The sequence below is a fragment of the Mangrovicella endophytica genome (genome assembly GCF_002893625.1).
In the GTDB taxonomy this organism is placed as follows: Bacteria; Pseudomonadota; Alphaproteobacteria; order Rhizobiales; family Rhizobiaceae; genus Mangrovicella; species Mangrovicella endophytica.
Map to the genome: position 1 here is coordinate 1 of NZ_PKMZ01000031.1, position 796 is coordinate 796.

At 76.1% G+C, this 796-nt stretch carries 1 pseudogene; it reads left to right on the top strand.

Annotated elements, in window-relative coordinates:
- Positions 1-796, top strand: a pseudogene (locus C0R46_RS20595) (hypothetical protein); the annotation flags it as partial.

Consider the following 796-nt stretch of genomic DNA (forward strand, 5'->3'; position numbering starts at 1 on the left):
AGCGGTGGCGGCACGCCGACTGACCCGACCAGCGGTGGCGGCACGCCCTCTGACCCCACGAGCGGCGGCGGCACGCCGACTGCTCCGACCAGCGGCGGCGGTACGCCCACCGACCCGACCAGCGGCGGCGGTACGCCCTCCGACCCGACAAGCGGCGGCGGCAACCCCACCGATCCCACCAGCGGCGGCGGCAATCCGTCCGATCCCGTGAGCGGTGGCGGCACGCCCACTGACCCTACCAGCGGCGGCGGCACGCCGACTGACCCCACCAGCGGCGGCGGCACGCCGACTGACCCCACCAGCGGCGGCGGCAATCCGTCCGATCCCGTGAGCGGTGGCGGCAACCCCACTGATCCCACCAGCGGCGGCGGCAACCCCACTGATCCCACCAGCGGCGGCGGCAACCCCACTGATCCGACCAGCGGCGGCGGCACGCCCTCCGATCCGACCAGCGGCGGCGGCACCCCTTCCGATCCGACCAGCGGCGGCGGCACGCCTTCTGACCCGGTGAGCGGCGGCGGCAACCCCACTGATCCCACCAGCGGCGGCGGCACGCCCTCTGACCCAACCAGCGGCGGCGGCAACCCCACTGATCCGACCAGCGGCGGCGGCACGCCCTCCGATCCGACCAGCGGCGGCGGTACGCCCTCCGATCCCACCAGCGGCGGCGGCACACCTTCTGACCCGGTGAGCGGCGGCGGCACGCCCTCCGATCCGGTGAGCGGCGGCGGCAATCCGTCCGATCCCACCAGCGGCGGTGGCACGCCCACTGATCCCACCAGCGGCGGCGGTACGC